This is a genomic window from Bifidobacterium pseudolongum subsp. globosum (assembly GCF_000741295.1).
Taxonomy (GTDB): Bacteria; Actinomycetota; Actinomycetes; order Actinomycetales; family Bifidobacteriaceae; genus Bifidobacterium; species Bifidobacterium globosum.
Genome location: NZ_JGZG01000005.1, coordinates 230074 through 253282, shown reverse-complemented (window position 1 = coordinate 253282; position 23209 = coordinate 230074). Strand labels below are relative to the sequence as shown.

Below are 23209 nucleotides of genomic sequence, written 5' to 3'. Positions count from 1 at the left end.
GCTATCGTCCCTTCTTCGCGAGCTCTTCGATCATGCGCGTGCGCACGAAGGCGGAGAAGCTCATGCCCCGCAGGGCCGCCTCCTCCTTGGCCGCGTCACGCAGGGTGTCGGGAATGCGCAGGGTCACGGAGACTTGGTCGCCGTCCACCAGGAAGCTTCTGATCTCGGTCTCGTCGGGGTTGCCCTTGATGAGCTCCTTGTAGCTGTCAGGCATCTGCGCTCCCATCGCTCGAAATGCAATACAAATGCGTCTGCAGCATTATAACGCGGCGGCACGGAGCGCCCTGGGAATAGGGGGCATCGGCCGTTCGGGCTCAATGCGAAGATGTCCCTTTGGGTCCGCCGCAAGATGGCGATGCGGTTCCTGTACGCGATGAACTTCCTGCACAAGCGCGGCGTGTGCCACCGCGACCTCAGCTACGGGAACGTGCTCATACACACATATGATGATGGCGCGTTCGCAGTCAAGGTCTCCGACTTCGGGCTTGCCAAGGAGAGGGGCTCGGACCTCACGAGCACGGGCTCGTCGATGAAAGGCTCCATAATAGATCCGGCCCTGAAATCGTTCAGGGATTTCAAGCCGGTCAACGACATATATTCGATTGGTTTCATTCTCAACTACATCCTCACTGGCAAGGAGAACCTTGTCACCGATGGATCGCGGCTGGGTTCCATCATCCAGAAATGCTCGGCCACCAACTCCGCGGACCGGTATCAGACGGTGTGGGACATCATCGAGGATATGAGAAAGGCGGAATGTCCTGTCGGATGAAAACGGGCCCCGGCGGAAGGAAGTGATAAAAAATCCGCCGGGGTTTTTCGACTTGCCGGGCCGCGCATGCGGTCAGGGCCGTCGGCCCCGGCGGGAGGGTTATAGACCCCGCCAAGGGCTTGGGACCATTATCAGGCGCGACGGCGGATGAACAGGCGCTTGTAGAGGTTCTTGCCGCCAACGGTCGGTGCCATATCCGTATCCTCTGGCCATTCCTTGGGGCGTCCGTAGTTGTATGAGCAACCCACCAGCTCGAACTGTTCGGGATTGTATTTGTCCATGAACGTGATGGGCACACCCATGACGCCCCAATAGTCCTCGGGAATGTCCTTGACCTTCGATACCTCGATGGCGTCATAGTTGTCATAATGCGGGTACTTCGACGGGTCGTCGGCGTAGCGGCGGTAAAGGATGAGGTCCTCGTGGCGCTTGTCGATGTCCAGGTTGGTGTACCAGGCGATGGCGGGGACTTTGCTTATCTTCCGCCCGTACTTATCGCGTTCGCCGGTTTTCGATTCGTATTCCTCGGGCATGGCGAACTCCATGGCCTTGTTGAAGGAGAAACCTGGCCAGAGTCTGCCATCCCGGATCAGCGGGAAGATTTCCTTTTAGGTGATGGCATTGATGTTGCCCATGATGACGAATTTCTTGCCATGTTCCACGAGCGTCGCCACATACTCGCGGAACAGGCTGAACGGCGGATTGGTCACGACGATGTCGGCCTCGTCGAGCAGCTCCAGGCATTCCTTGGACCTGAAGTCGCCCGCGCCGTATGTTCCGTCGCCGTGCAGCTCCGTCAGTTCGTTCTCCCCGGAGTCCAGCAGGTTTCTGATGTCGTCCATGTCCAACCCGCCATCGCCGGTGGTGTCGCGGAACACGTTGACGACGGCCTTGTACGCCCTGCGGTGTCGTCCCGTATTCTCGTCCACGTCATCGTCGAACAGGGATGGCTGGTACTCGCCGCCGGCGATGGGGGAGCCCGAGTAGCAGGTGGCGATGAGCTTCTTCAGCCCGAGGGGGTTGAAGTTCAATGACGCCCTCCAATACGGCGTCCTCCAGAGCCTTGTGCAGGGTGCGCCACGCGCTGCCCGCGGTGCCGGAGCTTTTGCCCTGCTCCTCCATGACGTAGCGTTCCATGCGGCGGAAGTGCGCGGGCTTGAGCTCGTCGAGCCTGACGGCGCCGATGGCGGGCTTGACGTTGCGTTCGATGACGGACGCGTACGTGCCCCAGGTGCGGGGTTTGAGGTGGGGTTTGCAGATGTCGTTCAGCCAGTGGTCGCACCATTCGGCCACGGTGGGCGGCTTCGTGTAGCCGAGCCGTCCGACGCGCTGGAGCTCGGCTATCTTTTCGTTGAGCCTGCGCTCCGCCTCGGCCCTGGTGGCGCCGAACGCGGTGGCGCGCCGGCGGTTCCCGGTCGCGGGGTCGGGCGGGAGCTCGCGGAACGCCTTGACGCGTCCGCGCTCCATGGTGAATCCTCCGGAGCCCTGCACGCGCCTGCGTTCGGGCGTGGGGTCCAGCCGTTTCGTCAGCTGGCGTATGATGGTTCTGGTGGATTCGGCGGTGAGCACAATCGGCGGGGTCTGGTTGGTGGAGTCGATGAGCGTCAGCGTGTATCGCGGCATGTTCGTCTTCCGGTTCATGCCCCGTGGCTATGCGCGCACGCGCTGCACCTAATACTGCACCTAGTTGGCAGGTCCATGTCATCGCATGTCACGAAAAAGGGCGGCTGATAATTGCCGCGAAAGACCGCAAAAGCGTTGTCCCGCAACGCTTTTGCGGCTATATTACGCAGTTTCGGCGCGTCAAGCGGAAGACGGTATCCTCGGCTTCCACATCTGATCCGCATCCGATTCGTTCGGATACAGATGCACGGTTGACACAAAAAACAGTGGGGAGCCACCCGGTTCCCCACTGTTTTTTGTGCCCCAACACGTCAGTCGATGACTAGGTTGACCAGATGCAGGACCGACCCAGCGAACTCATGTTCCTCGCCATCACACAGCAGCACATGCCCGTTGCAGAATGCCCCGTCACCGGCTGCACAGCGACCCATCGCAACGCACGCGCCATTACTTTGGCAAGTGTACGCGCATCCGCTTCGCCTGATGCGAACTCGCAATCCGCGCAACCGCGCCCATCTGGCGCGTCATGCGTTTATGCAATACAGTGGGCTGTTGTTCCCCGCGGGGCACCGCTTCGACCACACAGAAAGGCATGGCATGGACGACCGGACAGCACTCATTGAAACCGCGGTGATGGACCGTCTGGGCCATGTCATCGACCCGGAGCTGGGCCGCTCGGTCACCGATCTGGGCATGATCGCCGGCGTGCGGGCGCAGCAGTCCGGTCCAGGCGCCTACGATGTGATGGTCGATGTGGAGCTCACCGTGCCCGGTTGTCCGCTGTCCGCGCAGATCAGCGCGCAGATCGAAGAAGCGGTCGCCTCCTACCCCGACACCGACCTGACCGCGCACATCACCGTCGGCTCAATGGACGAAGGCAAGTTGCAGGCGCTCGTCTCCGATCTCAAGGCGCAGCGCCGTGAAAACCCGTTCAACAAACCCGGCACGAAGACGCGCATTTTCGCGGTCGCCTCCGGCAAGGGTGGCGTGGGCAAATCGTCGATCAGCGCGAATCTTGCCGCCACATTCGCCGCGCTCGGTTACGACACGGCCGCGATCGACGCCGACATCTACGGCTTCTCACTGCCGCGCCTGTTCGGCACACACAGCCAGCCGACGAATCTCAACGGCATACTCATGCCGGTCACCGCGTGGGGGGTCAAGCTCATGTCGATCGGCATGTTCGCTGGCTCCGACCGCGCGATCCTGTGGCGCGGGCCCCGTCTGCAGCGCTCGCTCGAGCAGTTCCTCGCCGACGTGTGGTGGGGCGAGCCGGATGTGCTGATCCTCGATCTAGCCCCCGGCACCGGCGATATGGCGATTTCGGTGGCGCAGGCGCTGCCGAACGCCGAACTCGTCGTCGTCACGACCCCGCAGCCGTCCGCTTCCGACATCGCCGTGCGGTCCGGGCTCGTCGCCCTGCAGGTGCCGATGCATGTGCGCGGGGTGGTTGAGAACATGAGCTATTTCGACCACGCCGGCGAGCGCCTCGCATTGTTCGGCGTGGGCGGCGGTGAGCGCGTGAGCGCGCAGTTGACCCGCGCGCTCGGTTACGATGTGCCGCTGCTGGCGCAATTGCCGCTCGACCCGGAGGTGCGCGAGACCGGCGAGGGCGGCCGCCCCGCCGTGCTCAACGCCGATGGTTCGCTGCGTGACGACGCGTTCGGCCGCACCTTCGCCGATCTGGCGCGCACGCTCATGCGCCGTGGTCAGGCGGCCGCCACGAACGGTTCGACCATGCGCGCATAGTCGTCGTATCGTTCATCCGCGAAGCATAGGGCGATATCGCGCACCCGCGCTGGATTGCGGGCCGGGAGCCGGTCGAGGATGATGGAGAACGCGTCGGCGCGGTTGCGCCGGTGGTAGTGGTGCAGCGACGTGCGGTACGAGGGACTCACCTCGTCCACTTGGGAGTACAGTTCCTGCGTCTCGCCGACGATCCGCAGCGGCAGCTGGGCCAATCCTTCGTCGCGCACCACGCGCACATGGTCTTCCAGCAGGTCGAGGCTGACGGCGTGTTGGTTTTGGCAGTGCGTTTCGAAGAACCGTGCGGCACGGAAGCCCTCCGTGCAACCGAGCAGCGAACAGGCCATGTCGAACAGATACACCGGGTTCTCCCACAGGTCCATGCCCGTCGGCTCGTCGTACAGCAGCACCTGCGTCAGGAGCTCCGTGTGGGTGGGCATGTCGTCGTACTGCAGACGCTGGTAGGCGTCGATGAGCCGTTCGGCGTCGTACACGTACCGTACATCGGAGTCGGACGGTTGCATGCCACGGCTGGTGTGGAGTTCCTGCGCGATCTGCTGGCGGCGCGTCGACGCGCGGTATGCGGCGTCGGCCTGGCTGCGCAGACGCTGCAGGTAGTCGTCGATCGGCGATGTGCCTGGTGCCGCCGGGCCGGGACATGCGTCGGCGCCATCAATGCACACAGTCTCGCCGTGCGTGAAGCATTCGCCGTCGTCGATGAGCATCAGCGCGCTTTCGTGGCACATCATGAACTGGCGGGCGGCACGCACCGTCGTCTGCCCCGGCGTGCCCCAGCGCAGCAGTGTCGTGGCGCACAGCCATTGGTTCTGCCGGGCGTAGGCCATATGGTCCTCATAACATTTGCGCCCGTCGTTCGACCGGTAGGGACGGCGGGAGCGCAGCGTTTTGCGCAACGCCTTCCTGCGGCGCACACGCAACGCCATCGGTAGGCCGTCGAGTGTGCGGTTCGCGCACATGGCCATGATGCCGTCGACGACGATGCGCATGAGCCAGCATTGCCAGCCGCGGTCCTCGGTCTCACTGACGATGGCATCGAGGAATCCGCGGCATTGCTCCACGATCGCCGGCTCGCCGGTCACAATCGCCAAGTGCAGTGTGTCGGGCCATGCCGTGCCACCGAACAGGCGTTCGGCGAGCGGCGTCAGCTCGGCGTCGGTGTAGCCAAAATCGTCGGTCAGGGTGAACGGCGTATGGTGATGTTCGCTGACGAGCGTCTCGAACCGGCATTGCACTGCGCGCACGTCACGCAGAAAACCGTGGGTGTTGAACAGGATGGGTGGGTGTGTGGCGAATGCGCTGGGCATGGTGTTCCTTTCCACTGCGGGCCGGGCACGCCGGGTGGCGCCCCGTGAGCAGCTTGGCACACCACGCGCAGGTGGGCAATCGTTGGAGCGAACAATGTGGATAAGTGGATGACACGCCGCTATCCACATTGTTCCACACCGCAGGCGGACGGCAGTGTGTCCGGCTTGTGCTCAGTCCTTGGCCACGCCTTGCACCGTGCCGGTCTCCAGCAGTTCGTTGAACTGGCGTTCGTCGATCATCGGCACGCCGAGCGCCTCCGCCTTCGCGGCCTTGGACCCCGGATTGGCGCCCACGACGACCCAGTCGGTCTTGCCGCTCACCGTGCCCGATGCCTTGCCGCCGCGCTCCACGATCGCCTCTTTGGCGGAATCACGCGAATACCCTTCCAATGACCCGGTCACCACGACCGTGGTGCCGGCGAGCGTCTGCGGCAGGTCGCTGTGCTCGGCTTCCATGCGCACGCCCGCCTGACGCCACGCCTCAAGCACACGACCGCGGAAGTCCCCGGGCTCACGCGCCTTGGTGAACCAGTCGACGACCGATTCGGCGATCTCGACGCCGATGCCGCTGATCTGCGTGAGGTCCTCGACGCTCGCGTGCGCCACGGCGTCGAGCGTACCGAACCGTTGGGCGATCAGGCGCGCTGTGGGTGGCCCCAGCCGGCGGATCGACAACGCCACGAGTACACGGTCGAGGTCGGTGTGCTTCGCCTTGTCGATTTCGGCGAGCATCTTGCGTGTGTTCTCCGCCGGTCCCACATAGACGGCGCGCCCATTGCGCTCCTGCATGCCCACGACCACGGCGTCGCTCGGCACCGGCTTGTCCTTGCCCTGTTTGACCGGGTTCGTCCAGAACGCCGGCACCTGATGCCACAGGCCCGACCCGCCGATGCGCCGGCGTGTCCTATGCGTCTTGCCCTCCTCGTCCACATGCTCGCGCACCTCGATGATCGGCGCCTCGCGCCACACCTGCACGTCTTTGAGGTCGTGCGCCGTCAGCGCGAACACACCCGCTTCGCTCGACAGCACCGGCTGCTGCGGTTCAGGAAGCCCCAGCCCTTCGGGCGCCACATACGGCTCCGGCTCGTCGCCGGGCGCCACAACGAGTTCACGGATGCCGGGGGCGTATGCCTCGACGGAATCCGGCCGGTCCTCTTCCGGGTTCGTGAGCGCCACCGCGCTCGCCTCCCCCAGATGCTCGATGTCGAACGCCTTGCGTGAGGCGAGGTTGATGATGCGTTCGGTGAGCTGCGCCGGGCAGGATTCGGCGTTCGGGCAGCGCAGGTCCTTGTCGCCCTCCTTCATCGGGCGCAGCAGTGTGCCGCACGACGGGCAATGCGTGGGCATCACGAACTCACGCAGTTCGGCTTCGCGCCCCTTGCGCCGCGCCGTCACCGGCCCCACGAGCTCCGGGATCACATCGCCGGCCTTGCGCACCACCACCGTGTCACCGATGAGGATGCCTTTGCGCTTGACCTCGTAGGCGTTGTGCAATGTGGTGCGCGAGACGGTCGAACCGGCCACATACACCGGTTTCAGGATCGCCACAGGCGTCACACGGCCGGTGCGGCCCACCTGCACGATGATGTTGAGCAGTTCGGTGTTCACCTCCTCCGGCGGATATTTGTAGGCGATCGCCCACCGTGGCGCGCGCGATGTGGCGCCCAGACGGCGCTGCAACGCCAGATCGTCCACCTTCACCACAATGCCGTCGAGGGCGTGCTCGATGTCGTAGCGGTGCTGCTCGTAATACTCGATCATCTCGATGATCTCGTCGAAGTTCGTCACCTCGCGCGTATGCGGCGAGACGGGGATGCCCCACCGTTCATAGAGCGCATACGCCTCCGATTGGTCGTGCACCTCGTCGGCCACGTCCACCGGCCTGCCTTCGCCCCACTGCAATTCGCCGATGCCGTGCGCGTAGAAGCTCAGGTGCCGGCTCGCGGTGATGCGCGGGTCCTTCTGGCGCAACGATCCGGCGGCCGCGTTGCGCGGGTTGGCGAACGGCGGTTTGCCTTCGTCCTCGTTGCGCGCGTTGAGCGCCCTGAAGTCGTCCCAGCGCATGAACACCTCGCCGCGGATCTCCACGAGTTCGGGAATGTCGCCTTCCGGTCCGTGCAGCGTGGCGGGAATCGACTGGAACGTGCGCACGTTCATCGTGATGTCCTCGCCCGTCACGCCGTCGCCGCGCGTCAGGCCCTGCACGAGCACGCCGTTGCGGTAGATGAGGTTGAGCGCCAAGCCATCGATCTTGATCTCGCACGTCATCGGCAGCGGCTTGCCCTCCGGCCAATCCAGATCGCGCAACACGCTGTTGTACCATGCGCGCAGCTCGTCGTATGAGAACACGTCGTCGAGGCTCATCATGCGCGACGGGTGCCGCACCGACGCGAACTCGTTCGAGAACGTGCCGCCCACACGGTGCGTCGGCGACTGTGGTGTGTCGAGCTGCGGGAACGCGGATTCCAGCCGCTGCAGGCAGCGCAGGCGCGCGTCGTACGCCGCATCGGACGATACCGGGGCGTCGTCCACGTAATACGCCATCTGGTCGGTCTCGACCCATGCGGCGAGCCGCGCCCACAGGCGTGCCGCCTGCTCGGCGGTCAGCCGTTGCACGTCGAGATCGTCAAGGTCCATCGCGTCGTTGTCGTTGTACCGCAGCGCGTCGATCCACGCGTCGGAGCCGATGCCCGCGCGTGTGTCAACGGCATGGTCGCGCTCGCTCATGTCTTCACCTTTCGTCTGTGTGCGCCGAGGTCCGGCCACTCCCATTATGCATTGAGCGAGCGCAGGAATTGCAGCTGCACCGCGTCAATGCCCTGTTCGCCCATGCGCGCCGCCGCCACCGCGAGCGTGCGTGCGGGCACGAACATGCCCCGATCCACCCCCACACGCGCCGCGCGCAGCATGATCGGCGCGACTTCAGTGCCCGGCCATACGGGAATGTCGTGCTCGGCGAGCGTGCGCTGCGCCTGCGCCATGGCAGTGGGGATGGGAATGTTCTGCGATGTGGCGCGCCCGCGCACTTCGCTGAGTTCCTCGCCGAGCGAAGGCACCTGGTTGGGCGCGACCGCGTCGCTCATCATGTAAGCGGCCACGGCCACGGCGAACTCGTCGCGCATCCATGCGGCCTGGGCAAGGCGGTAGTATGCGTAGCCCGCGTCCGCGCGGTCGATTGAGACGCGCAATGCGTTCAGGCACGCGGCGCGCACTGAATCCCAATCCTCCTCGCGGGCGAGCTGTACGGCGAGCTTGAGGTGCGAAAGCGCGTATGACGGCGCGTATGCCACAAGCCGGTTCAGGTGGGGCAGCGCCTCCTTGGCCCCTTTGAGCTGCGCGAGCGCGTCGGCGAGTTCCATGTGCGCGTAGAAGAGGTTGTCGGGAATGAGCACCGTGCGTTCGTCACGGATCGCGAACAAGTGGTTGTAGATCACCCGGTCGGCATACGAGTTGAAGTAGCGCGGCACTCCGTCACCCGCAGCGAACTGCTCGTCGAGCGCCGCCACCACGGATTCGATGTGCTCGACGGCCTGGTCCACCTGCCCGGAGAACAACAGGTCACGCGCCTTGACGCGTGCGTCGTCGAGCCGGGCGACGGCTTCGAACACCGGGTCTGGGGTGTCGCGTCCGTCGATCAGCGCCGCGGTGATCTCGGGCGCCGCATCGGTCAGTTCCGGGTCACCGATGCGGTCGATGAGCCGCATCGCCTGCTGTGCCTTGTCCACCGACGGCATCGCGTCATCGGCGGCCAGTTCGTGGAAGCGCGCGACCGCGTATGCGAGCAGGTCGTCACGTTGGATCGCCAGCCCGAAGGTGTCGGTGGCGCCCATGGCGCGCGCTTCGGCCGGTGTGAGCGCATGGTCCTGCGATTCCGGCGCCATCTGGGCGTTGCGCGGTTCGAACCGCGCGTCGTGAATCGTCAGGTCGGTGGGCGTCGGCGCGAGCCCGTGCTCGGCGTCGATTGTCATGGCCGCATGGAACATGGCGAAGGTCTCGTCCGGGTGCTCCAACCCGTCGTTGCGCAGCCGCCGCAGGAACGCCTCACGCGTGAACGTGACGGTGGCCAGCGTGGTGAGGGTCGGGCCGGTGCGCAGCCGTTCGAGCTGCTCGTCGATCGCAGTGCCGGCGGCATGGCCGCCCTGCCCGCCGTCCTGGCCGTCGCGCTCGTCGAACGCGAACGTCACTTCGTCGATACCGCCGCCGCGCATCAGCTGTTCGAATTCGTCGTCGGCCGGCGCACCTTGCGGTTCAGGCCCGTTCGCCGTGCCGATCGCCATCGGGTTGCCGTGCTGGTCGCCGTCTTTGGGGCTCGCCTTGCCGCCGGCGAAGTCGAGCGGGCGGTCATGCCATTGTTCAAAGGTGCTCAACGCGTCGCTCATCATCGCCTTGATCGCGCTGTCCTGCTCCTTGATCGCCTCTTCGAGCCCAATCGAATCGATGATGACGCTCACTTCACGGATGCGCGGGCTCGCGCCAAACGCGAGCGCCGCCAGCATCAATCCCACGCGCAGGTTGTAGCGTGCGCTGAGCTGCGCCCGTGCGGCGTCATCGAGATCGATCCAGTCGTGGGTGGCCGCGATGTATTCGCTCGCCGGCATGAGCGCGGGACCGGCCGCGGTGAAGGCGATGGCCAGCCTGCCGGCTTCGAGGTCGTCGCGGAAGTCGGTGTCGAACCGGTAGGGCAGGCGCAGGCGGCGCAGCAGTGAGGCAAGCGTCTGGCGCAACACCCATTCGCCGTGCGGCTGGTCCGCCTGCGGCGCCGGGTTGGCCCGTGCAATGCGCTGTGCCGTGTCCGCGGCGATGGCGACGAGACGGTTGACTTCGCCGAACGCCGGCCTGTGCAGCACGTCGATTGGTTCGGTGCGCGGGAACGCGCTGAGCGCCGGATTGGTCAACAGGGCCTGGTCGATGAGGGCGGCCTGGGCTTGCGAGACGGTGTCTTCGGTGGGTTCGATGCCGTGGCTCGCGTTGGTTTCGAGCCACGAGCTGACTTGGGCGAAGCGGTTGAGGTTGCCTTCGATGCGCATCGAGGTGAGGGCCGCATCGAATGGCAGCGATGTGTCCCATGTCAGGAAGTAGTTGCCGGAGAGCTCGGAGGTGATCAGGTGCATCGGCTCGGCGCCGTGGTCCGGTTGCAAGGCGGGCAGGTCGCCCAATGCGCCTATTTCGCGCATGAGCATGACGGCGTGGTCCTCAAGCCCGGATGTGCGCAGGCCGTGGGCGCGCGCTTCGGCGGCGTCGCGCGCGCTGTCGCGGATTGCGCTCAACGGCGCCTGCTGTTCGAGCCTGCGGAAGATGTTGCCCGACCCGAAGCCGAGCAGCAGTCCGCGCATCTTGGGCAGCAGATAGGCCGCGAAGAACGCGACCGTCACCGCGTCGCGGTATTCGAGCCCCACACGCAGTTCGTCGGGCAGGGTCACGCGCAATTGTTCGAGCGTGTAGCGGCGGCCTGCCTCGATCCACGAGGCGAGCCACCGGTTGACCCCGTTCGCTTCGGCGCACACCACGCCGCCGTGGCCCACACGGATCGTGCGCCCGCCCGTTGCGGCGGTGTGCCCCACGCGCGGGCCGTCGGGAATCGTCCATTCGCCTTCCTTGAACAGGAAGAACTCCGGTTCGCGCCCGTGCAGGTCCGGGTTCGGCTCATCGGTCGCATAGACGCGCCCGCGGTCGTCGGCGAGCGCGATCTGCATGAACCGGCGTGATGACAGGAAGAATCCGATGGCGAAGACGCGCGCGCCGGGCAGCTGCACCCAGCCGGGGCGGATCGGCCCGGGCACGTCCGGGAATCCGGTGAACGCGTGGTGGCGCGTCCACGGGGCGAGCACAACCGGCTCCCCCACGCCCGACCCGGCCCAACCGTGCGCAAGCCACTGCCGCGCCGACGGGGTGACGCCGCGGGGGTGCGCGTGTGGGGTGTGCGGGGAGCGATCAGACGTGTGAACCATGCTCTCTAATGTACAACGCGCTGTTACATGTGTTGTATTTGTGTGTGTGCAGACACGACACATGAATCCTTTCTTGATGGATTTCCTGTTTCATCCTGTCCGCGTTCGCGTTCCGGCTTGTTTCATCCGTCCGCTACTGGCGTGGGTGTGACAGTCCGCAGGCGTTACTTCCCGACTAACCATCGGTAGATTGGGTTATATGAGTTGATATTCGGTCGCGTCGCGCAGATTCAGCGCGGCGTTGACGTCCCTGTCATGACGTGAGCCACACATGGGGCATCTCCATACGCGCATGTTCAACGTCAGACCAGTGTTCTTCCATCCGCATTCGTGGCAGAGCCGGCTGGACGGATACCAGCGGTCCACTTGTCGCAGTTCGATGTTGTGCCTGTGGCAGGTGTGTTCGACCAGCTCAAGGAACGTCGCCAGAGCCTGCTTGTGCAGGGCGGGCGCGAGGTGACGGTTCTTCATCATGCCTTTCACGTTCAGGTGTTCGATGGTCAGCGAGCTTGGCTGTCGCCTCGCCAACTCGTCGCACACCCGACGCATGCGTTCGGTTCTGATGTTCGCCAACCGTTGTTCGACGCAACGTTTGCGCAACAGAATCTTACGGTAATTATGCCATCCGTGCTCCTTGTCCTTGCCTTGGTTCGCGCGCCGTGAGCGTGCGAGTGAGCGTTCGAGGCGCCGTTTGCGCCGTTCCAGTTTGCGTATGCGTCCGCTCGTGTCGGCGTTGTCGAACACGGTGCCGTCCGACAGGATCGCGAGGTTCTTCAATCCCACGTCCATGCCCAACGGTTCTCCGGTAGCAGGCGCGGGCAGTGGGTTGTCCATGTCGTACAGGCAGCTGACGTAGCAGCGGCCGTTCACAATGCCCACGGTCGCGCTTTTCGGTGTCCGCCCCGTGGGGATATAGCCTTTTTCCTTGAGTCGCACCCAGCCAAGCTTAGGCAGACGAATGCGATGACGCTGCACATGGATGGAACCGATCACGTAATACGAATCCCGGTTGCCCCGCCGCTTGTACCTCGGATAGCCGCCCTGATGGTTGAAGAACCGTCTGAACGCTTTCTCGGCGTTCATGATGGCATGTTTGACGGCTTTGCTGGGCGCGGCGGTGAACCAGTCGGGCCGAGTGGAGTTGTTCAACGCCTTGGAGAACGAATACCCCGTCAGAAACAGTCCATTCTCCCTGTAATACGCTTGGGCGCAGTCGAGATACCAGTTGTACGCGAACCGGGCCACGCCGCAGTACTGTCGTATGAGGCTAGCCTGCGCTCGGGTCGGGTCGAGTTCCGTACGGTAGGCTTTCATCCTCCCTCACATCCTTCGCGTAACGTCGCAGACCGTGGATGCGACCGGAGAACACGTGGATGATGCTCACCAGATCCTGCACCAGTTCTTCCTGCGGGGACAATTGTTCGTTGTTGACGACCGTGACGGTCACGCCGCGACGGTTCAGGTAATGCTCGAACCAGTCGTAGCCGAACCGGGTGAGCCGGTCCTTGTGGGCGATGATGACATGTTCGAGGTCATCGGAGTACATGATGCGGTTGAAGTTCTTGCGTTTGAAGTTCATGCCCGAACCAATGTCGGACCACACCTCATCCACGATAAGACCGCGCGCGTTCGCCCATTGGCGCAGGAACCGTTCCTGATTGTCCAGATCGCCGCGCCGACCCCGGGAAGACACGCGCGTGTAGATGACGGTTCGTTTGCCTCTTGTCGTTTCAGGTTCGGGCGGCAATCCCATGACGGATAGGTATTGGTCGTGTGTGTAGTAGCGTCGGTTCGTTACCGTTCTATGCGCGGCGAGCACGCCCGTCCGGTCCCAGCGTTGCAGGGTGCTGGTGGCTTTCCCGTGAGACGGGCAAACTCGCCTAACGTGTATGTGCGCATGGAATCCATACCAAACGCGATACCACATTCACATATGAATGAGCACTAACAAGCATGTATCAGTTAGCCACAAAAAAGCTCCATGCCGATGGTGCCGATAGAATAATGCACGTGACTTCACCGCTGCCCCGCCGCGCGCGTCTGCTCCGCCTGACGCGCCGCGTACTCATCGCCGTATGCCTCGTCGTGTTCGTGGAATGTGCGTGGTTCAACCTGCCCTACGTGCTGTCGATCGGCGCGAGCGGCGATTCTGTCTCCGCGCATAATGAGCTCGGCCCTGGACTGCAGCGCACCGCCGAGGGGATGCTCAAGGTGACCGACCCGACCACGGCGTGGCTGCGCACGCAATCGGACGGCTCGTCGGAGTATTGGCGCGTGGACCCGACGCCTATGCGGGGGATCGACGCGGCGCTCGCCGGGCCGTGGTCCGATGACGTCGTCACGACCGTACACATGCGCCTCGAGGCGCATGGCGTGAGCGGTCCCGAACAATCAGTGAGCCCATACGCTCCACGCTCGCTGTATATCCGCGACGACGCGACGGGCACGACCACAATCTGGGTCGAAGAGACCCGGGGTGCGCTCGTACCGATTGAGAACGTGCGCGCCAACGTGCGCGTGCCGTTCGAATTCGATTGGGCGCGCGTGGGCACGATGGTCGCCGTGGCGCTTGTGGTGATAGCGTTCCTGCCCGGCTCATGGCTGTGGCGCACCCGGCTGGACACGGCGAGCAAGCGGCAGCGGTGGCTCTTCGCGCTTGCGCTCGCCCCCTTGGCCTTCTATACGGTCTGGCATGTGGTGTGGGGCATCCGGTTTGCCGCGCCGTTGCGGTTCCATACCGACGGCGGCTACACCTACGACTTTGACCAGTATGGGCATGTCGCCGATGCGCTGTTGCATGGCCGGCTGTGGCTCGACCTGCCGGTGCCGCAGGAGTTGGCACAGGCAGCTAACCCGTACGACGTGGCCCAACGCGACCGTTTGTTCGACAAGGGCGTCTCGCCGGTCTACTGGGATTACGCGTTCCGCGACGGCCACTGGTACTCGTATTTCGGTGTGCTGCCGTCGCTGCTGCTGTTCGCGCCGTTCCGTGTGGTTTCGTCGTGGTTCGTGCCCGGCGGCATGATGCTGCCCGCACGCTGCGCCGAACTGCTGCTCATGTTCGGCATGGCGGTGTGTTCGTGCCTGTTGGTGATTCGCGTGCTCAAGCACATCGTCGGCGCCGTGCCGCTCGCCACTGTGGTGCTTGCCTGTGTGGCGTATCTGATCGGCGCAACCGCACCGTACCTGTGGTTCCGCACCAATTTCTATTCGATTCCATTCGCGGCCTCGCTGCTGCTGGCGGCATGGGGATTGTGGTTGTGGCTGGGTGCCGAACGCAGCGACGGCACGCTCTCGTGGCCGCACGTGGCTGCGGGCGCCGCATGCATCGCCGCCACGCTGGGGTGCCGGCCCACATTCGCGCTCACCGCGGTGCTGGCGTTCCCGTTGTTCTGGCGTCATCTGTACGTATGGTTCCATGCCCGTGACTGGCGCGGATTGGGGGCTTGGTGCGCGTGGATGCTCGTACCGGCCGCCGTGGTGGTGGTTCCGGTCCTGGCATACAACCAGTTGCGGTTCGGCTCGCTGTTCGATTTCGGCAACGCCTACCAGATCACCGTGGCCGACATGACGAGCTTCCGCACGCCATGGCGCAATGTACCGGGCACCATCCTGTACTACCTGTTCCTGCCGTTGCGCCCGACCGGCACGTTCCCCTTCCTCGAGATATCCCCCACCCCGTTGCCCGCATGGTCGTTCACCGAACCGTCCATCGGCGGCCTGTGCGTGCTCATGCCGCTCGCCGCGCTTGCGTTCGCGGTGCCGTTCCTGCGGCGGCGTCTGGGAGCATTGTGGCCCACGTTGGTCACGATGCTCGCCTTGGCTGTTGTGCTGCTGGTGTTCGATTCCATTGTGGGTGGATTCGGATGGCGCTACATGGCCGATTTTGGGTGGTTGTTCATGCTGTGCGCGCTGCCGGTGGCGGCACGAGCCATGCAGGGCAGGCGGTGGGTGCGCGCGATCGTGGCGCTCGTGGTGGCCTATGCCGTGGTGGTGTGGGCGCTCTCGTGCTTTGTGGTGGGGCGCGACGACATGCTTGTGGTCAACGAGCCGGGGCTCTACCATGCAGTGCGCTCGTGGTTCACGCTGCTGCCGTAGGCATGCCTACAATGGGCACTTATGAACTTCCTTTCGACCCTGCTGCATCGCGATACGCCCCACGCGCCCAGCCATGTGGGCATCACGCTCGCCGATGCGTCATACCATTACGCGGACGGCACCGTGGGACTGGCACCCACGAGCTGCACATTCGCCCCCGGTGAAGGCAATGTGGCCATCATCGGACTCAACGGCGCCGGCAAAAGCACCCTCGTCAGGCTGTTGGGCGCCGCGGCCATTCCCACAGGCGGATCGATCACCTTCGATCTGGACGGCACGGACCGCGAACCCACGCACCGTGCGGGCCGCCGCAGGATCGAGGCGGCCGTGGGGCTTGTGGACCTTGCGCATGTCGAATCGCATTTCCGGCGTGCCTCAAGTGTGGAGGCCGCGCTGCTCGAATACCTCAAACGCCATGGCGTGTCGCTCGATGAGCGCATCGCACGCGTGGGCGCACTGCTCGAACGCTTCGACCTGCTTGAGGTCAGGCATGTGCCGTACGAGGAACTGGATGGCGAACGCCTGCACCTGCTCGCGATGGCTGTGGCGAGCGCCACATCCCCCGCACTCCTTGTGGCCGACGAGCCCACGCAGGGCTTGGATGAGATCAGTTCTGCGCATGTGGCGCGCCGACTGCTCAGCTGCGGCACACCGGTCATCTTCTCGACGCACGACGTGGGGTTGACCACGCACGAACCGTATGGCATCACCCGTACGATCGTCATGGACGAGACGCATCTCGTGTTCGACGGCGAACCGCAACGTGCCGCCTCGTTCTACACGCAGCTCATCCGCAGCAAATATCAGTCGCTCACGTCGAGCGCACGTGCCACCGCGCCGAGCACAAGCCGTACATTCGACGCGAACCGCTCCGGTTCGGCGAGCAGCGAGAGCGCGAGGTAGCCGTTCGACGGCATGTCGAAGAAATACCCGGGCTGCCCACTCGCGCCGGCATGCTCCATCAACGACAGCACGAGCTCGTTCTCATCAATCACGCTCGGGAACCGCAGCAGCACGTTCCAGCCGCCTTCGGCGCGCAGCACATCGACCACGCCGAGCGTGTCGGCGCGCAGGAGTTCATGCAGGCGGCGCAGATTGCCCTGCGTGCGTGCGCGCACCCGCTGCAGTTGGTCGGGCGCCGTGGCGAGCATCGGCGGCACAGCGCGTGCCACAAGTTCGCTCATCGGCAGGAAGTCGTCGGCGATCACGTCGAGCCGCCGCGTGGCCTCGCGCACATCGTCACCGGGGCCGGACACGCGAATCCACCCGACTTTGGCGTGCGGTGCGGCCAGAGTCTTGGAGAAGCCGTCGAGTGCGAAAGTCAGCACGCCGCGTTCGCCGGAGAACCTGCGGTTGCCCTCGAACGGTTCGAGGGCGTAGTCGAAGAAGACCTCGTCGGCGATGATCGCCACGTCGTACGCACGGCACAAGGTGACGAGCTGTTCGCGTTCGCCTGGCTTGACGTACGAACCGGTGGGGTTGTTCGGGTTGATCACAATGAGCGCGCGGATGCGGTGACCGGTGTCGTCACGCAGCAACTGCTCGATCTGCGCGGTGTCGATCGTCCATGATCCGTCGAACCGCAGCTGGTAGAACTGCGGCTCCACGCATTCGAGGCGCGCGATCGATTCGATGAGCGGATAGCCGGGCTTCGGCGCGAGTACGGCGTCGCCTGCGTCGCACAGCAGTTTCATGAGCCACGCGTAGGCCTGCGACGTCGAGCTGAGCAGATAGAGGTCGGCCGCGCTCACGCCGCCCAGATATGCGGCGAGCGCCTCGCGCGCATACCGCTGTCCGCGCGGTTCCGCCGCATACAGTTCGGGCAGCAGGTCGGGCGCCAACCCATGGTGGGTGGGGTTCGAATCATTGAGCGCGATGGGTGTGGCGCCACGCGCGCGCATCGCACGCTCCGCGAGGGCGATCGGATTGGGTTCGCTGATGTCGACTCGGTGGGAAAAACGCATGGGTGTGATTGTACGCCAGGCATGGCGAGGGGGCGTTGCGCGGCAATGCGCGCAACGCCCCCTCGTTCTTTCAGCTTCGATCCGGCCGGCCGCGATCAGTCGTGCCGCTGCACGCTCGCGTAATAGGCGGCGCCGATGATGCCCGCCTCATTGTGCAGTGTGGCCGCCACTATCGGGGTCTTGATGTCGATGTACGGCAGGAACTTTTCGGACACACGGCTCACGCCGCCGCCGACCACGAACAGCTCCGGGCTGAAGTAGAGCTCCATGAGGCTGTAGTACTTGGTCAGGCGCTTGGCCCACTTCTTGTAGCCCATGTCGAGCTTCTCACGCACCGACGAGGCCGCGTACTTCTCGGCGTCGCCCTTGCCCTTCGGCAGCTGGATGTGGCCGAGTTCGGTGTTCGGGATCAGCACGCCGTCGTAGATGAGCGCAGTGCCGATGCCGGTGCCGAGCGTGGTGGCGATGACAAGGCCCTCCTGGCCCTTGGCGGCACCGAACTGCTGTTCGGCGAGGCCTGCGGCGTCGGCGTCGTTCACCACGGTCACCGGGCGTCCGCACGCCTCGGAGAAGACCTCGGTCACGTCCACGCCGATCCACGACTGGTCAAGGTTGGCCATGAAGTCGAGCTTCTTGCCCGGGTGGATCGGGGCAGGGAACGCGATGCCGACCGGCACATCATCGGGCACTTCGAAATGCTCGAGCTGCTGGCGCACGATGTCTCCCACGGCCTTGGGGGTGGAATGCTCCGGGGTGAGGATCTTCAGGCGCGGCTGCGCGAACTCGCCCTTCTCCAGATTGACCGGGGCGGCCTTGATGCCGGATCCCCCGATGTCTACGCCGAATGCCTGTGCGGTCTCAATCATCGCAACCTCTCCTGTTGTTTGTGCGCGTCACAACGGCACGTCTTCAAGCCGTCATTCACATCATATATTAGTTCAATGGTTAAATATTGCACCTCAGTGCGAGTGTTCACATAATGGACGCATTTTTCTGGAAACGATTGTTCCCACTCGTACTGCCGTGTAGCACACTCCATGATAGCCCCGGATTGATGTCGTTTGCCACAGACGGCCACCATCGAAACGTCCGTTTATCGTGTGGATGGCGTATAGATGGTGCTGCTAAGTTTCAGGGAAGGTGCAATTCCTTACTGGCGGTAGCGCCATACGCCCCAGGGCGGATCAAGGCGGAGCCCGCAACCCGCATGCAGCGGTGGATCTGGTCGGAGTCCAGAGCCAACGGTCATAGTCCGGATGGAAGAAACAGGAGAACCCCTATGGGCAAGTCCACTATATCCTCATCCACCACTCGCGGCCGCCGTCCAGACGACGCGCACACGACCGGAGCCGGCGACCAAGGCCGCTGGTCCACCAAGCGCATCGCCATGTATGCGCTGTTCGTGGCGCTCGCGATGGCCGTCAGCTTCCTTGAGTTCCCGCTCATGCCGGCAGCCCCGTGGCTCAAATACGACCCGTCGGGCATTGTCTGCCTTGTGGCCGGCTTCGCGTACGGCCCCTCCGCGGCCGCGATCGTGAGCGTGCTCGGATTCCTGCCGCACATCTTCACCAATCCGTGGGGCTCGATCATGGCGATCGGCGTTGCGTTGGCGCTTTCGGTGCCAGCCGCGCTGATCTACCGGCGCCACACCTCGCGCAAGGGCGCCCTCGCGGGCATCGTGGTGGGCGCGCTGTGCGCGATCGTGGCCGCGGTCATCGGCAACCTGTTCATCACGCCGCTCTATGCGCACATGTCGATGGCCGCGGTGGCCAAGATGATCGTGCCGATCCTGCTGCCGTTCAACCTGATCAAGTTCATACTGCACGGCGTCATCACCTTCCTCATCTACAAGCCGATCTCGAATCTGCTCAACCGATGACGGACGATGTAGTCGCAGGCGCGCCGATCGAACTCGACGGCGTGCGGTTCAGCTACGACGACGGCGCCACCTGGGTACTCGACGGCGTGTATTTGCGCGTCGGGCCCGGTGAGCGCATCGCGCTCGTGGGCCCCAACGGCGCGGGCAAATCCACGCTCGCGCACCTGATCGCCGGGTTGGCCGCCCCCGACCACGGCACGGTGAGGCTGATGGGCCACACCGTGTTCGATGACGCGCATGGCGCCGACGCCGGCGCATACCGCAAGGCGCGCCGCTCGATCGGCGTCGTATTCCAGAACCCCGAAGACCAGATTGTGACCACGACCGTGGCCGCGGATGTGGCGTTCGGCCCGGAGAACCTCAACGTGGCGCCGGCGCTGATCGGCGACCGTGTGCACAATGCGCTCAGCGCGGTGGGCATGGACGGCCTGCGCGACGCCGACCCCACCGCCATGAGCGGCGGCCAACAGCAGCGTGTCGCGATCGCCGGCATGCTCGCCATGGACAGCCGCGTGCTCGTGCTCGACGAACCGACGGCGATGCTCGACCCGCAGGCGCGCGCCGACGTGCTCGCGATCATCGAACGCGTGCACCAACGCGGCACCGCGATCGTGATGGTCACGCACCACCCCGATGAAGTGGCCCACGCCGACCGTGTCCTCGCCGTCGAGCACGGCGTGGTGCGCGACGTGACCGCGCGGTATGCGCACGCGCACGGCGTACCAAGCCAAGTGCACAGCCCCGGCGCCGCGTTGCCCGACCTGCCGCGCGTGGGGCGCGCCGCGCACGACCCGGCGGTCGTGTTCGACCATGTCTCGTTCGCCTACGCCGACGGCGCGCCGGTGATCGACGACCTGACCGTGGGCATCGAACGCGGTTCCACTGTGGCGCTCGTCGGCCCCAACGGGTCGGGCAAAACGACGTTCGCGCGTCTGCTGTGCGCACTGATCGACCCCGACGAAGGCACCATATGCGTCGAGGCCTTGCGTTGGCACCATGCCAAACGGCGCCAACGCAAGGCGTTGCGCCGCTCGCTTGGCCTGATCATGCAACGCCCCGAACGGCAGCTGTTCGCCGCCACCGTGCGCGAGGACGTGGCCTATGGACCACACAACCAGGGGCTCGATGAGGCCGCCGTGCGCGAGCGCGTGCAGGAGGCGCTCGACCTCGTCGGCATCGCCGACCTCGCCGACAGGGACCCGTTCTCGCTCAGCGGGGGCCAGCAGCGGCTCGCCGCGATCGCTGGCGTACTCGCCTGCCGCCCGCGTGTGCTCGTCATGGACGAGCCAACGGCGTCGCTCGACGAGGCGGCCGTGGAGCGTGTGCACGCCATCATGCGCACCTTGCACAGCCAAGGCGTCACGATTCTGCTCATCACGCACGACATGCGCGCCGCGCAACAGCTCGCCGACGCGATGCTCGTGTTCGGCGAGCGCACGACGGTGCGCCAGAAGGCGCCCGAACCCCGCATTGCGCCGTCGAATGCGCGCTATTCTGCCATCTCCCGGCTCGACCCGCGCGCGAAGGTCATCGGATTCCTCGTACTGATGTTCTCCGCGTTCACCATGACGTCGTGGACGCAGTTGGCAGTGGGGTGCGCGGCGACCTTGGCGATCGCGGCCGCGAGCAGGCTCGGCGTGCATGTGCTGTGGCGCTCGACGCGCATGTTCGCGGTCGTGCTGTTGATCATGGGCCTGTTCAACATGCTCGTAGTGCGCAGCGGCACACCACTGCTGCATATCGGCGCTTGGGCGTTGACGACGGGGGGCCTCGCCGTCGCCGCGCTCTACACCATCCGCTTCATGCTCGTGATCGTGCTCGGCGCGGTCATCATGCTCACCACCACGCCCACCGCGCTCACCGACGCATTCGAATCGATGATGTCGGTGTTCCGCAAGGTCCTGCACGTGCAGGAGATCGCGCTTGTCATGTCGCTCGCCCTGCGGTTCCTGCCGACGATCGCCGACGAAACGGTGTCGATCCGCGACGCGCAAGCGGCCCGCGGCGGATCGATCGAGACAGGCTCGCCCACCCAACGGGTGCGTGCCATGTGCGCGATCATCGTGCCGATCTTCGCGGGGGTGATCCGCCACGCAGACAACCTCGCACTCGCACTCGACGCCCGTTGCTATCAGGAGGGCGAGCCGCGTTCCCATTGGCATGCGTTGCGCATGCATGCGCGCGACTGGTGGTTCCTCGCAGGGGTGGCCGTTGTGCTATGTGCGCTCGCACTCAGCGCAGTGTTCACAATATGAGCCGAAGTGGCGCCACATTGGCACAATACGACATATTGATATATAGCGACCATCGGATTGCGCGATGACACAATCACCGGGCGGTCCGTTGAGAGAAGACGGGTTCAACGTCAACGGTTTGTACCAAGCTCTCGCATGGGTCCCACAAGGACGCGACCATGGCAGGGCGCGAACCGCCGAGTCGTGACTGAATGTGCATCCGGCCAACTGCCGGGTGCACATTTCTTTGTTCCGCCACCGCCCCGCGCTTGTTCTCGCAGAGCACGACGCCCACGGCACGCGGCGGCGCTCGATTACGATGGAGGGCAGTGACGGCCTTCGCCGTCTTTCCCTGCATGAATCGAGGAATCATGGCACAAGAGAACCATTGCATCGCGCTCAACAACGACGTGATGATCCCGCAGATAGGCTTCGGCGTGTTCCAGGTCGAGGACGGCCCACAGACCGTGGACGCCGTACGCACCGCCCTCGAGGACGGGTATCGCCATATCGACACGGCGAGCGTATACGGCAACGAGGCTTCGGTGGGCAAGGCCATCGCCGAAAGCGATGTGGACCGTGCCGACCTGTTCGTCACCACGAAACTGTGGAACGACGACATTCGCAAGCGCCGCACCAAGGACGCGTTCCAGGAGAGCCTCGACCGGCTCGGGCTGGACTATGTGGACCTGTATCTGATCCACTGGCCGGCCGAAGGTTGGCAGGAGGCATGGGCCGCCATGCAGGAGCTCTATGCGCAAGGACGCATGCGCGCGATTGGCGTGAGCAACTTCGAGCGCAACCACCTGACCGAACTGCTCGAGCAAACCGACGTGTTGCCCGCGGTGGACCAGGTCGAGTCCTCCCCCACATTCCCCAATCAGGACCTCATCGACTTCTGCCATGGCAAGGACATCGCCGTCGAGGCATGGAGCCCGCTCGGCGGCACCGGCGGCAACCTGCTTACCGACCAGCGCCTGCTCGACATCGGCGAGAAATACGGCAAGTCGTCCGCACAGGTCGTGCTGCGCTGGGACCTGCAGCGCGACGTCATCCCGCTGCCGAAATCAGTGCACAGCACCCGCATCATGCAGAACATTCACGTGTTCGACTTCGAGCTCGACGAATCGGAGATGCAGCTCATCAGCTCGCTCGACACCGGCAAACGCAACGGCGCCGACCCGAACAATTTCGACTTCTGACCGTTGCCGTGTTGCCGCTCCATCGTGCCGTTCCGTTACGATGGAGCGGCAACACGCATGTGCATATGCAGGACTTAAGGAACGAACACATGGCATTGACGAAGAAGCAGATCAAGCAGCTGCGCGCCGCGGCGAACCAGATTAAGCCGCTCGTATACATCGGCAAGAACGACTTGAGCGAGACCGCGGTCAACCAGGCCGACGAGACGATCGAGAAGCGCGAACTGATCAAGGTGCAGGTGCAGGACGGCTCCGGGCTCGACTCCCACGAGGCGGCCGACGTGCTCGCCGAACGCCTCGGCGCCGAGGTCGTGCAGGTGATTGGCAACCGTTGTGTGCTCTACCGCCGATCCAAGCGCGACGACGTGGAGCACATCCACCTTGTGCGCGAGTAAAGCGACACAGAGCATATGGGAAG

General features: G+C 64.6%; 16 protein-coding genes, 3 pseudogenes and 1 riboswitch. Of the genes and pseudogenes, 9 read left to right on the top strand and 10 right to left on the bottom strand.

Annotated features, from left to right (window positions below; genetic code table 11):
* Position 1: 1 nt before the first annotated feature.
* The gene (locus BPSG_RS03260) at positions 2-226 is read right to left on the bottom strand and encodes a YlcI/YnfO family protein (RefSeq protein ID WP_033491188.1); all 225 of its coding nucleotides are present in this window, start codon (positions 224-226) and stop codon (positions 2-4) included.
* 99 nt (positions 227-325) lie between these two features.
* On the opposite strand from BPSG_RS03260, the gene BPSG_RS03255 reads away from it, so the two are divergent.
* Positions 326-772, top strand: coding sequence for a protein kinase domain-containing protein (locus BPSG_RS03255; RefSeq protein ID WP_026643315.1), 447 nt, complete (start codon positions 326-328; stop codon positions 770-772).
* 131 nt (positions 773-903) lie between these two features.
* Here BPSG_RS03255 and BPSG_RS03250 read toward each other — a convergent pair.
* Together BPSG_RS03250 and BPSG_RS03245 are read right to left on the bottom strand one after the other, a co-directional pair.
* Positions 904-1803: pseudogene (locus tag BPSG_RS03250) on the bottom strand (adenine-specific methyltransferase EcoRI family protein).
* Entirely contained in the window at positions 1703-2413 is a 711-nt protein-coding gene (locus BPSG_RS03245; RefSeq protein WP_024540840.1) for an N-terminal phage integrase SAM-like domain-containing protein, read from the bottom strand. The pseudogene BPSG_RS03250 and the gene BPSG_RS03245 overlap by 101 nt, the downstream one beginning before the upstream one ends.
* A gap of 579 nt (positions 2414-2992) precedes the next feature.
* Here BPSG_RS03245 and BPSG_RS03240 point away from each other — a divergent pair.
* On the top strand, positions 2993-4144 hold the full coding sequence (locus BPSG_RS03240) for an Mrp/NBP35 family ATP-binding protein (protein ID WP_051591950.1): 1152 nt from the start codon (positions 2993-2995) through the stop codon (positions 4142-4144).
* Here the strand turns inward: BPSG_RS03240 and BPSG_RS03235 are convergent.
* The 5 genes and pseudogenes from BPSG_RS03235 to BPSG_RS03215 all read right to left on the bottom strand — a co-directional run bounded on the left by BPSG_RS03235 (position 4105) and on the right by BPSG_RS03215 (position 13313).
* The gene (locus BPSG_RS03235) at positions 4105-5466 is read right to left on the bottom strand and encodes a hypothetical protein (RefSeq protein ID WP_026643316.1); all 1362 of its coding nucleotides are present in this window, start codon (positions 5464-5466) and stop codon (positions 4105-4107) included. The two genes, BPSG_RS03240 and BPSG_RS03235, sit on opposite strands and share 40 nt — an antisense overlap.
* A 171-nt stretch (positions 5467-5637) precedes the next feature.
* The gene (gene ligA / locus BPSG_RS03230) at positions 5638-8193 is read right to left on the bottom strand and encodes an NAD-dependent DNA ligase LigA (RefSeq protein WP_026643317.1); all 2556 of its coding nucleotides are present in this window, start codon (positions 8191-8193) and stop codon (positions 5638-5640) included.
* A 44-nt stretch (positions 8194-8237) separates the two neighbouring features.
* Positions 8238-11414 carry a tetratricopeptide repeat protein gene (locus BPSG_RS03225; RefSeq protein ID WP_152595139.1) on the bottom strand — a complete coding sequence of 1059 codons (3177 nt, stop codon included), beginning with the start codon at positions 11412-11414 and terminating at the stop codon, positions 8238-8240.
* A 195-nt stretch (positions 11415-11609) separates the two neighbouring features.
* Positions 11610-12728: an RNA-guided endonuclease InsQ/TnpB family protein gene (locus BPSG_RS03220; protein ID WP_026643318.1), complete on the bottom strand. Its 1119-nt coding sequence runs from the start codon at positions 12726-12728 to the stop codon at positions 11610-11612.
* Positions 12682-13313: pseudogene (locus BPSG_RS03215) on the bottom strand (IS607 family transposase). The gene BPSG_RS03220 and the pseudogene BPSG_RS03215 overlap by 47 nt, the downstream one beginning before the upstream one ends.
* 105 nt (positions 13314-13418) lie before the next feature.
* Between BPSG_RS03215 and BPSG_RS03210 the strand changes: the two are divergent.
* A complete protein-coding gene (locus BPSG_RS03210) occupies positions 13419-15512 on the top strand; it encodes a hypothetical protein (RefSeq protein WP_051591954.1) in 2094 nt (697 codons plus the stop codon).
* A 21-nt stretch (positions 15513-15533) separates the two neighbouring features.
* Positions 15534-16415, top strand: a complete 882-nt coding sequence (locus tag BPSG_RS03205) for an ATP-binding cassette domain-containing protein (RefSeq protein WP_051591955.1) — start codon at positions 15534-15536, stop codon at positions 16413-16415.
* Here the strand turns inward: BPSG_RS03205 and BPSG_RS03200 are convergent.
* Positions 16316-17476 (bottom strand): pyridoxal phosphate-dependent aminotransferase, encoded by a 1161-nt coding sequence (locus BPSG_RS03200; protein WP_026643321.1) that lies wholly within the window; start codon positions 17474-17476, stop codon positions 16316-16318. The two genes, BPSG_RS03205 and BPSG_RS03200, sit on opposite strands and share 100 nt — an antisense overlap.
* A gap of 95 nt (positions 17477-17571) precedes the next feature.
* On the bottom strand, positions 17572-18342 hold the full coding sequence (gene ppgK, locus BPSG_RS03195) for a polyphosphate--glucose phosphotransferase (RefSeq protein WP_026643322.1): 771 nt from the start codon (positions 18340-18342) through the stop codon (positions 17572-17574).
* 257 nt (positions 18343-18599) lie between these two features.
* Positions 18600-18748, top strand: a riboswitch (FMN riboswitch).
* A gap of 7 nt (positions 18749-18755) precedes the next feature.
* Between ppgK and BPSG_RS03190 the strand changes: the two genes are divergently transcribed.
* The 5 genes and pseudogenes from BPSG_RS03190 (at position 18756) to BPSG_RS03175 (ending at position 23186) form a co-directional block, all read left to right on the top strand.
* Positions 18756-19355, top strand: a complete 600-nt coding sequence (locus BPSG_RS03190; protein ID WP_033502089.1) for an ECF transporter S component — start codon at positions 18756-18758, stop codon at positions 19353-19355.
* A pseudogene (locus tag BPSG_RS08935) lies at positions 19352-20029 on the top strand (energy-coupling factor ABC transporter ATP-binding protein); the annotation flags it as partial. The gene BPSG_RS03190 and the pseudogene BPSG_RS08935, both read left to right, overlap by 4 nt.
* A gap of 3 nt (positions 20030-20032) precedes the next feature.
* Positions 20033-21610, top strand: coding sequence for a CbiQ family ECF transporter T component (locus tag BPSG_RS03185; protein ID WP_414133096.1), 1578 nt, complete (start codon positions 20033-20035; stop codon positions 21608-21610).
* A gap of 350 nt (positions 21611-21960) precedes the next feature.
* Positions 21961-22791: an aldo/keto reductase gene (locus BPSG_RS03180; RefSeq protein WP_026643325.1), complete on the top strand. Its 831-nt coding sequence runs from the start codon at positions 21961-21963 to the stop codon at positions 22789-22791.
* A gap of 89 nt (positions 22792-22880) precedes the next feature.
* A complete protein-coding gene (locus BPSG_RS03175; RefSeq protein ID WP_026643326.1) occupies positions 22881-23186 on the top strand; it encodes a YhbY family RNA-binding protein in 306 nt (101 codons plus the stop codon).
* Positions 23187-23209: the final 23 nt, after the last annotated feature.

What these genes read in the sequence shown, in the direction of transcription:
- BPSG_RS03220 (WP_026643318.1), bottom strand. Translation starts at nt 12,728, where the DNA reads ATGAAAGCCTACCGTACGGAACTCGACCCGACCCGAGCGCAGGCTAGC.
- BPSG_RS03190 (WP_033502089.1), top strand. Translation starts at nt 18,756, where the DNA reads ATGGGCAAGTCCACTATATCCTCATCCACCACTCGCGGCCGCCGTCCA.
- BPSG_RS03240 (WP_051591950.1), top strand. Translation starts at nt 2,993, where the DNA reads ATGGACGACCGGACAGCACTCATTGAAACCGCGGTGATGGACCGTCTG.
- BPSG_RS03255 (WP_026643315.1), top strand. Translation starts at nt 326, where the DNA reads ATGTCCCTTTGGGTCCGCCGCAAGATGGCGATGCGGTTCCTGTACGCG.
- ppgK (WP_026643322.1), bottom strand. Translation starts at nt 18,342, where the DNA reads ATGATTGAGACCGCACAGGCATTCGGCGTAGACATCGGGGGATCCGGC.
- BPSG_RS03175 (WP_026643326.1), top strand. Translation starts at nt 22,881, where the DNA reads ATGGCATTGACGAAGAAGCAGATCAAGCAGCTGCGCGCCGCGGCGAAC.
- BPSG_RS03205 (WP_051591955.1), top strand. Translation starts at nt 15,534, where the DNA reads ATGAACTTCCTTTCGACCCTGCTGCATCGCGATACGCCCCACGCGCCC.
- BPSG_RS03200 (WP_026643321.1), bottom strand. Translation starts at nt 17,476, where the DNA reads ATGCGTTTTTCCCACCGAGTCGACATCAGCGAACCCAATCCGATCGCC.
- BPSG_RS03210 (WP_051591954.1), top strand. Translation starts at nt 13,419, where the DNA reads ATGCACGTGACTTCACCGCTGCCCCGCCGCGCGCGTCTGCTCCGCCTG.
- BPSG_RS03245 (WP_024540840.1), bottom strand. Translation starts at nt 2,413, where the DNA reads ATGAACCGGAAGACGAACATGCCGCGATACACGCTGACGCTCATCGAC.
- ligA (WP_026643317.1), bottom strand. Translation starts at nt 8,193, where the DNA reads ATGAGCGAGCGCGACCATGCCGTTGACACACGCGCGGGCATCGGCTCC.
- BPSG_RS03225 (WP_152595139.1), bottom strand. Translation starts at nt 11,414, where the DNA reads ATGGTTCACACGTCTGATCGCTCCCCGCACACCCCACACGCGCACCCC.
- BPSG_RS03260 (WP_033491188.1), bottom strand. Translation starts at nt 226, where the DNA reads ATGGGAGCGCAGATGCCTGACAGCTACAAGGAGCTCATCAAGGGCAAC.
- BPSG_RS03235 (WP_026643316.1), bottom strand. Translation starts at nt 5,466, where the DNA reads ATGCCCAGCGCATTCGCCACACACCCACCCATCCTGTTCAACACCCAC.
- BPSG_RS03180 (WP_026643325.1), top strand. Translation starts at nt 21,961, where the DNA reads ATGGCACAAGAGAACCATTGCATCGCGCTCAACAACGACGTGATGATC.